The organism is Pseudofrankia coriaricola, from assembly GCF_001854805.1.
In the GTDB taxonomy this organism is placed as follows: domain Bacteria; phylum Actinomycetota; class Actinomycetes; order Frankiales; family Frankiaceae; genus Pseudofrankia.
In genome coordinates, this window is sequence record NZ_MBLO01000132.1 from 1 (window position 1) to 8381 (window position 8381).

Consider the following 8381-nt stretch of genomic DNA (forward strand, 5'->3'; position numbering starts at 1 on the left):
CGGGTGATGCGGGTCACGTTGTTTTCGGGGTTTGCCAGGCGCCCGGGCTGGCTGTCATGGTGTTTGCAGTGCCCGATCGGGGCACACGCCGGGCGGGACGCCGTATCACTGCCCCCGCCACACGGCGCACAGGCTTCGGACCCGATGGCAGGGACCGGAGACGGACCGTCGGACACCGTCCACACGTGTCACGGCCAGCGCAGCCCTTTTCGTGGTTTCCCGCCGAACCTTTTCCTGCGGCGGTGGACTGCCGCGCGTGTCCGTCTTCGTAGGCGTGGGAAAGGACCAGAAGACTCTTGGCTCGTCGTGGCATCTCCAACCGCGTCCGCGCGCTCGTTCTCGGCCCCGCCCTCGCCGCCGCCGTCGGCACCGGCCTCGCCGTCACCACGCCCGCCCACGCGGCCAGCCACCCTGCCTCGGCCCAGCGGTTCCTGTCCGCCGTGATCCCGTGCGAGTCCGGCGGCAACCCCCGCGCGGTCAACTCCATCGGCGCCGGTGGCCTCTTCCAGTTCCTGCCGTCGACCTGGCACGGACTCGGCGGCGCGGGACTGCCCCAGAACGCCTCCAGCTCCGAGCAGTGGGCCAAGGCCGTCAAGCTCTACAACCAGCAGGGCACCAACCCCTGGTACGCCTCCAAGGCCTGCTGGGGCAAGCGAATCTGAACCCCACAGGACCTGGGCGAGCAGCCACCGACCCCACCCGCCGCGCGGATCGGGGCCGGCCTGCCACCGTCGAGGTCGCGCCACACCACGAGGCCCCGCGTCAACTGACGCGGGGCCTCGCCCTGTCCCGGTCGGGGCTGGCCCGGCGCTATGCGGCGGCGCCGAGCTGGGCTTCGCGCTGGCGGGTGGTGCTGTGGACCGGGTCGGTGTCGAACTTCGGCAGGACGTGGCGGCCGAACGTCTCCACCGCCTCGACGGCCACGTCGATCGGCATCGTGGTCGACAGCATGCCGAAAACGAGCTGGTCGGCGCCGATGTTGACGTAGGTCTGGACGGCGCGCTCGCACTCCTCCGGGTCGCCGATGAGGATCGAGCCGGCGCGCACGCCCAGTTCGAGGACCTCGACCGTCGGCTCGGGCAGCGTCGCCGGCCAGGTGGGCACCCAGTTGGGCTTCGGGAAGGTGTCGAGGTACCGGTAGACCAGGGTGTGCTGGTAGCTCATGGTGATGTCGGTGGCGATCTGCCTGGCCCGGGCGCCGTCCTCCAGGCACAGCATCTGGCTGGTCACCATGATGTTGTTGTTGACGTAGCCGCCGACCGGTTCGGCCTTCTCGATGTTCTTCTTGTAGAGCTCGATGAGCGGGGCCAGCTCCTCAGGCGTGCTATGGGCGAAGCAGAGTACGCCCAAGCCCATCCGGGCGGCCTTCTCGAACGTGCTGGGGTTGCCGGCCGCGACCCACAGGGGCGGGTGCGGCTTGGTGAAGGGCTTCGGCAGCACGTTGCGTTCGGGCATCGTGAAGAACCGGCCCTCGTGCGAGTAGGGCTCGTCCTTCCACATCTTCGGCAGCTCGGCGACGACCTCGTCGAACATCAGCTTCGTCAGTGCCGGGTCCTCGATGCCGAAGCCCCTCTGCTCGGTGCTCGACGAGCCGCGGCCCATGCCCAGCTCGAACCGGCCGCCGGAGAGATGGTCGAGCATCGCCGCGCGCTCGGCGATCCGCGCCGGGTGGTTCACCGGCGGGGTGATGTTGAAGATGCCGCTGCCGATGTGGATGTTGCTGGTGGTGCCGGCGACGTAGGCGAGGAAGACCTCGTTCGCCGACAGGTGCGAGTACTCCTCGAGAAAATGGTGCTCCGTCGCCCACGTGTACTTGAACCCGGAGCGGTCCGCCGCCTGCGTCCAGGCGACCTCGTCCATCAGCCGGCTGTGCTCCGCGCCCACGGGGTCCGCCTCGGACAGCCGCTTCGGCAGGTAGAGCGAGTTGAAGATCCCGAACTCCATGAGCGCGGCCACCCTTCACGTGGTGTCTGGTGTCTGGTGTGGGCAGGCGTCGGCGTGGGTATCCGCGCGCCCCGTCCATCGGGGGTTCGGGGCGAAGCCCCCGGACGTGGGGTCCGGGGCTCGGCCCCGGGGCAACATCACGCGGGAGCTCTGGGAGCGCGCTCCGCGCGCGAACAGCCTTCCGCCGATCGCGCCCGACCGGTCGGCTTCGGACTAGAACCTGTTCTACACTCTAGCCGCGACGGGCTGCCGCGCAAGCGGGCCTGACGTACCGTCAGAAACCGTCGGCCCCACCTCCCGGACGTGCACCGGCCAAGGGACCCAGGGCCACGGGCCGTCAGGAACACGAGGACCAACGGGCCGCCCGCCGCGCGACCAGGCTTGCCGGGCACGCGGCCCGCGGCTCACCCCGAGCACAAGGGGGGACACGCCATGGGCGTCCCGAGCAGCCGGATCTACGTGGGCGGCGAGTGGGTGGAGCCGGCCGGCGGCCACTACGGCGTCATCAACCCGGCCACCGAGCAGGTGGTCGGCGAGGCACCCGAGGCGAGCGCCGCCCAGGCCGAACAGGCGGCCGCCGCCGCCAGGGCCGCCTTCGACGGCTGGGCGTCGGCCAGCCAGGCGCACCGCTCCGAGGTACTCGCCAAGGTCGGCGACCTGCTGACCAAGTACAACGACGACCTCGTGCCGCTGGTGCAGGCCGAGACCGGGGCGACCATGCGGGTCGCCTCCACCATGCAGGTTCCGGTCGCCGTCGAGCGGTTCCAGCGCTATGCGCGCCACGCCATGGAGTCGCGGCTCGTGCCGCTCCCACCACAGGCCATCGACGCGACGCCGCTCGCCCCGGGCGGCCTGGTCGGGGCGGTGATCCGCCGCGCGCCGGTCGGCGTCGTCGCCTGCGTCACGCCGTACAACTTCCCGCTGGTGAACATGGCCGGCAAGGTCGCGCCGGCGCTGGCGATGGGCAACACGGTCGTCATCAAGCCGGCGCCGCAGGACCCGTTACAGGTGCTGCGGTTCGCCGAGATCGCTCACGAGGCCGGCGTACCCGCGGGCGTCATCAACGTCGTCACCGGCTCCACCTCCGACACTGGCGCCGCCCTTGTCGCCTCCCCGGACGTCGACATGATCAGTTTTACCGGCAGCACCGCCGTCGGCCGCAGGATCGGCGAGGTCGCCGGCCGCGACATCAAGCGCCAGCTCATGGAGCTCGGCGGCAAAGGCGCCGCTATGGTGCTCGAGGACGCCGACCTCGACAAGGCCGCCGCGGGCATCGGCAGCACCTGGGCGTTCCACTCCGGCCAGATCTGCACCGCGCCGACCAGGGCGCTCGTCCACCGCTCGGTCCACGACCAACTCGTCGAGAAGCTGGTCGCCTACGCGGGGTTCTGCAAGGTCGGCGACCCGCTGGATGCCTCCACCGTCGTCGGCCCGCTGATCTCCGCCGCCCAGCGCGCCCGCGTCGAGGAACTGCTGGCCGAGGGCGTCGCCGCGGGCGCGACCGTCGCCGTCGGTGGCCAGCGTCCCGCGATGGAGCGGGGCTTCTACGTCGAGCCGACGCTGCTGACGGGCGTCCGGCCGGACATGACCGTCGCCCAGGAGGAGTTCTTCGGCCCGGTGGTCGTCGTGCTCCCCTTCGACGACGAGGACGAGGCGGTCGCGATCGCGAACGGCACGCCGTTCGGCCTGTACGACTATCTCTTCTCCCAGGACACCGCGCGCGCCTACCGGGTCGCCGCGCGGCTGCGCACCGGCAACGTCGGCGTCAACACCGTCGCCCGCAACCACGAGACGCCGTTCGGCGGCTTCAAGCACAGCGGCATCGGCCGTGACTGCGGAGTGTTCGCGCTGCATGCCTACAGCGAGCTGCAGAGCGTCGTCTGGCCCGGGTAAGCCTCCCCACCGGGATGCCTCCCCACCGATCTGCCAATCCCCACTCGCCCTGATCCGAGCGTTTGACGCCTGTCGAGGTAGGCAGGCAGATCCGGACCTCCCAGATCTGCTTCGCAGATCCGGCAGGGACCCCGGGGGACCCCTGCCCGGGCTACACGGGAACGGAAAACAAAAGAGAAAGACAAAAGAAAGAGGAGCCTCATGCGTGGGGTTGTGTGGGACGGCCAGAAGGCCGAGCTCGTCGACGACCTGGCGGTACGCGACCCGGGGCCCGGCGAGGTGCTGGTGAGCATCGCCGCCGCGGGCTTGTGCCACAGCGATCTGTCGGTGGTCAACGGAACGATTCCCTACCCGGTGCCGGTCGTGCTCGGGCACGAGGGCGCCGGAGTCGTCGAGGCGGTCGGCGCCCTGGTCGGCAACGTGCGGCCCGGTGACCACGTGGTGCTCTCGACGCTCGGCAATTGCGGCGCCTGCGAGCACTGTGACGGCGGCCGGCCGACGATGTGCCGGTCGACCTTCGGCCTGCGGCCCCAGCCGTTCACGTGGCGCGGCGAACCGGCCTACAACTTCGCCAACATTTCCTGCTTCGCCGAGCGGGTCGTGGTGAAGGCCAACCAGTGCGTGCCGATCCCGTCCGACGTGCCGCTGGCCTCGGCGGCGCTGGTCGGCTGCGGGGTGCTCACCGGCGTCGGCGCCGTGCTGCGGCGGGCGAAGGTGGAGCCGGGCTCGACGGTCGCCGTGCTCGGGGTCGGCGGCATCGGGCTCAACGTGATCCAGGGCGCGCGGATCGCCGGCGCGGCTCGCATCGTCGCGGTGGACGTGAACCCGGCGAAGGAGCAGGCCGCGCGGCTGTTCGGCGCGACCGACTTCGTCAACCCCGCGGGCCAGGACACGGCCGCCGCGGCGAAGGCCGCCGTCCAGGACTCGGCGCCGCTTGGCTACGACTACGTCTTCGAGTGCGTCGGCCACCCGGCGCTGATCCAGGCGGCGATCGGCTCGCTCGGCTGGGGTGGCACGGCCGTCCTGCTCGGGGTGGCGCCGGCGGACACGCAGTCGACGTTCTCGCCGTTCGACCTCTACCTCGACAAGTCGATCCTGGGCTGCCGGTACGGCTCGTCGCAGCCGCAGCGCGACATCCGCCAGTACGTGGACCTGTACTTGGGCGGTCGGCTGCTGCTGGACGAGCTGGTCACCCGCACCTACCCCGTCGCCGACTTCCACCGCGCCATCGAGGACCTGGAACACGGCGACCTCGCCCGCGGCGTCCTCACCCTGACCGCATGACGTCCAGGCGCCGTGCCGCGGGTCGTATCGAGTATGGGTACGGAAAGTAGTTGAGCGTATGCGGCTGAGTCGGCCGCAGTGGCGCCAAACTCGGTTCCTGGTGTCCCGGGCAGTCCCCGCCGCGGCCGGCCGGTGGTGTGCTTCCCACCGGGGTCCTCCTGCCAGCGCGGACCGTGTTGGATCCGCCCGTCTATTGACTGGCTCAGATGCCACAGTCGCCCGTCGACCGGGCGAAGTGTGTCGGATGGGCCTGCCTATAGGCGGGTCCAGATGCCACAGTCGGCGCGTTGGGCATCGGAAGACGGGTGGGTGGCGGGCCGCTAGCTTGGGTAGCTGATCGTCGGTCGCGGGCCGGGTGGCGGCTCGCCGGCGGTCGGGAGGCCGCGATGAGCGCACCGAGCACCCGTGCCGACGATCCGGCGGGCCGCGACGGCGGGATGCCCGCCGACGGTCCGGGCTCTGACCCGGGCCCTGACCGGGGCTCTGACCCTGGTCCAGACTCCGGCCCGCGCCGGGCATCTCCCGGGCCGCGGGAGCAGTGTGATCTGATCATGAAAGGGGGGATCACCAGCGGGATCGTGTATCCCCAGGCGGTCGCCCAGCTGCACGCCAGGTACGACTTCCACAGCATCGGTGGTGCGTCGGCGGGCGCCATCGGGGCCGCGCTGACCGCCGCCGCGCAGTACGGCGAGTACCAGCAGCGCCGCGATCCGGGCCGGCCCGGCGGGTTCGGCGCGCTGACGGCCGCGAGTGAGCAGATCGGCGTGCCGGGCGTGCTGGAGGGCCTGTTCCAGCCGAGCCGGAGGACCACCTGGGTCTTCCGCCTGTTGTTCGGCCTGCAGGGCGCCGGCACGTCGTGGCCGGGCCGCGTCCGGGTCACGGTCGCCTGGATGGCGCGCTACTTCTGGTCGCAGGTGCTGGTGGCGGCGGGGATCGCGTTCGGCGGGCTCCTCGGTGTCCTGTACGGCTTCGGCGGCAGCCTCGGCGATCAGCGTTGGTACGGCTGGCCACTGCTCGCCCCGGGTGTCATCGTCACCGCGCTGCTCGGCCTGGTCGGGGCGATTCTCGCCCGGGTGCTGTGGACCGTGCGCGGCCTGCCCGCCACCTTCTACGGCGCCTGCACCGGCATGCCGGCCGAGGGCGGCCGGGAGGCGCTGACCCAGTGGCTGCACCGGCAGATCCAGGCTTGCGCCGGCCGCGCGGACGGCGACACCCCGCTCACCTTCGCGGACCTGAGCCGCCCCCGCCGGGCGAACGAGAAGATCATTCTCGAGATGATGACGACGGATCTCAGCGCCGCCCGCCCGCTGAACCTGCCGTTCGTCGGCGAGGCGTTCCTCTATTCCCCGGCGGAGTTCGCCCGCCTGTTCCCGGCCGACGTGCTCGGTCACCTGGAGCGGGTGAGTGCCCCTGTGGCGGTGGTGCCGGCGCCCGGCGCCCCCACCGACCTGCGCACCTTCCCCAGCCGGGACCTGCCAGTCGTCGTCGCCACCCGGATGAGCCTGAGCTTCCCCGTCCTGATCTGCGCCGTCCCGCTGTGGGTGCAGGGCACCGCCGGGGCAGGGCCCATCCGGCACTGGTTCTCCGACGGTGGGATCGCCAGCAACTTCCCGATGCACTTCTTCGACGCCTGGCTGCCCAGCCGCCCGACCTTCGGGCTCGACCTGGTCCCCTCGCCGCGCGGCGAGAAGGGCAGTCGCGAACGGGTCCGCCAGCCGCGTCGTGGCCCGTCGACGGCGGCCGGGCCGACGGCGGCCGCATCGTCCGAATCCAGAGAATCCAAACGACCCAGAGGATCCTCTGGGTCCTCCGCCGCGGCTTCCTCCGCCGCCGCCCCGCCCGTCACGCTCGCCCCGGCCGCGGTCGTCGCGAACGCCGGCCCGAGGGTGCGCTCGGTCGCGCAGATCAGGAGTCTCGTCGGGTTCCTGCTGCAGATTCTCGACACGTCGCTGAACTGGCGGGACACGCTGCAGGCCGAGATGCCCGGCTTCCGGGACCGGATCCGCTCCGTCCAGCTGCCCGACGGCACGGGCGGCATCCACATCACCATGTCGCCGGAGCAGATCGCGCACCTGGCCGCGAGCGGCGGGGCCGCGGGCGAGGACCTCCTGAGTACGTTCGACTGGGAGGAGCACCTTTTCGCCCGTTTCACGCTGCTCATGCGCCAGCTGCAGAAGAACATCGTCGGAACCACCGACACGACGACGATGTCGAAGGCGTTCACGCCCGAGTTCCAGGAGATGCTCGAGACCCTCGGCGAGCGGTTCGGGGGCGGCGAGGCGGGCGGCTACAACAATGCCTGGGGAATCGCGGCGCGCGACCGCACGCTCGCCCTGCTCGGATTCGTCCAGGGCTGGGCCGCGGCTCCGTCGCTGAGTTTTATCCAGGGCGATGACCCGACTCCGCCTCCGGTCATGCGCATGACGCCGAAGGTCTGAGGCCACCGTTACCCGAATGGCTGACCGGGCCCGCCGGCCTGACACGGGCTGAAGCTCGGCCGGAACACGCCGAGGCCCCGCGCCGTATGGCGCGGGGCCTCGTGTGCGTGTTCGGTGTGCCGCTGGCGCTACTGTGCCAGCCCTGGATTCTCTGCCAGCGTCAGATTCGCTTGCCCCAGCAGGCCTTGGAGGCGTACCAGGGGTTGGTGCCCTGCTGGTTGTAGAGCTTGACGGCCTTGGCCCACTGCTCGGAGCTGGAGGCGTTCTGGGGCAGTCCCGCGCCGCCGAGTCCGTGCCAGGTCGACGGCAGGAACTGGAAGAGGCCACCGGCGCCGATGGAGTTGACCGCGCGGGGGTTGCCGCCGGACTCGCACGGGATCACGGCGGACAGGAACCGCTGGGCCGAGGCAGGGTGGCTGGCCGCGTGGGCGGGCGTGGTGACGGCGAGGCCGGTGCCGACGGCGGCGGCGAGGGCGGGGCCGAGAACGAGCGCGCGGACGCGGTTGGAGATGCCACGACGAGCCAAGAGTCTTCTGGTCCTTTCCCACGCCTACGAAGACGGACACGCGCGGCAGTCCACCGCCGCAGGAAAAGGTTCGGCGGGAAACCACGAAAAGGGCTGCGCTGGCCGTGACACGTGTGGACGGTGTCCGACGGTCCGTCTCCGGTCCCTGCCATCGGGTCCGAAGCCTGTGCGCCGTGTGGCGGGGGCAGTGATACGGCGTCCCGCCCGGCGTGTGCCCCGATCGGGCACTGCAAACACCATGACAGCCAGCCCGGGCGCCTGGCAAACCCCGAAAACAACGTGACCCGCATCACCCG

At 71.2% G+C, this 8381-nt stretch carries 6 protein-coding genes; 4 read left to right on the forward strand and 2 right to left on the reverse strand.

Annotated elements, in window-relative coordinates:
• The first annotated feature begins 296 nt into the window (after positions 1–296).
• The gene (locus BCD48_RS19230) at positions 297–662 is read left to right on the forward strand and encodes a transglycosylase family protein (protein ID WP_071049824.1); all 366 of its coding nucleotides are present in this window, start codon (positions 297–299) and stop codon (positions 660–662) included.
• A gap of 148 nt (positions 663–810) precedes the next feature.
• Here the strand turns inward: BCD48_RS19230 and BCD48_RS19235 are convergent, their stop codons facing one another.
• On the reverse strand, positions 811–1944 hold the full coding sequence (locus BCD48_RS19235) for an LLM class flavin-dependent oxidoreductase (protein ID WP_071049827.1): 1134 nt from the start codon (positions 1942–1944) through the stop codon (positions 811–813).
• A gap of 432 nt (positions 1945–2376) precedes the next feature.
• Between BCD48_RS19235 and BCD48_RS19240 the strand changes: the two genes are divergently transcribed.
• The 3 genes from BCD48_RS19240 to BCD48_RS46735 all read left to right on the forward strand — a co-directional run bounded on the left by BCD48_RS19240 (position 2377) and on the right by BCD48_RS46735 (position 7559).
• Positions 2377–3837: an aldehyde dehydrogenase family protein gene (locus BCD48_RS19240; protein WP_071049825.1), complete on the forward strand. Its 1461-nt coding sequence runs from the start codon at positions 2377–2379 to the stop codon at positions 3835–3837.
• A 201-nt stretch (positions 3838–4038) separates the two neighbouring features.
• Positions 4039–5121: a Zn-dependent alcohol dehydrogenase gene (locus BCD48_RS19245; protein ID WP_071049826.1), complete on the forward strand. Its 1083-nt coding sequence runs from the start codon at positions 4039–4041 to the stop codon at positions 5119–5121.
• Between the two features lie 551 nt (positions 5122–5672).
• Positions 5673–7559 carry a patatin-like phospholipase domain-containing protein gene (locus BCD48_RS46735; RefSeq protein WP_083418887.1) on the forward strand — a complete coding sequence of 629 codons (1887 nt, stop codon included), beginning with the start codon at positions 5673–5675 and terminating at the stop codon, positions 7557–7559.
• Positions 7560–7719: 160 nt separating this feature from the next.
• Here BCD48_RS46735 and BCD48_RS19255 read toward each other — a convergent pair whose 3' ends face one another.
• Positions 7720–8085, reverse strand: a complete 366-nt coding sequence (locus BCD48_RS19255) for a transglycosylase family protein (protein WP_071049824.1) — start codon at positions 8083–8085, stop codon at positions 7720–7722.
• Between the last annotated feature and the right edge of the window lie 296 nt (positions 8086–8381).

What these genes read in the sequence shown, in the direction of transcription:
- BCD48_RS19235 (WP_071049827.1), bottom strand. Translation starts at nt 1,944, where the DNA reads ATGGAGTTCGGGATCTTCAACTCGCTCTACCTGCCGAAGCGGCTGTCC.
- BCD48_RS19240 (WP_071049825.1), top strand. Translation starts at nt 2,377, where the DNA reads ATGGGCGTCCCGAGCAGCCGGATCTACGTGGGCGGCGAGTGGGTGGAG.
- BCD48_RS19245 (WP_071049826.1), top strand. Translation starts at nt 4,039, where the DNA reads ATGCGTGGGGTTGTGTGGGACGGCCAGAAGGCCGAGCTCGTCGACGAC.
- BCD48_RS46735 (WP_083418887.1), top strand. Translation starts at nt 5,673, where the DNA reads ATGAAAGGGGGGATCACCAGCGGGATCGTGTATCCCCAGGCGGTCGCC.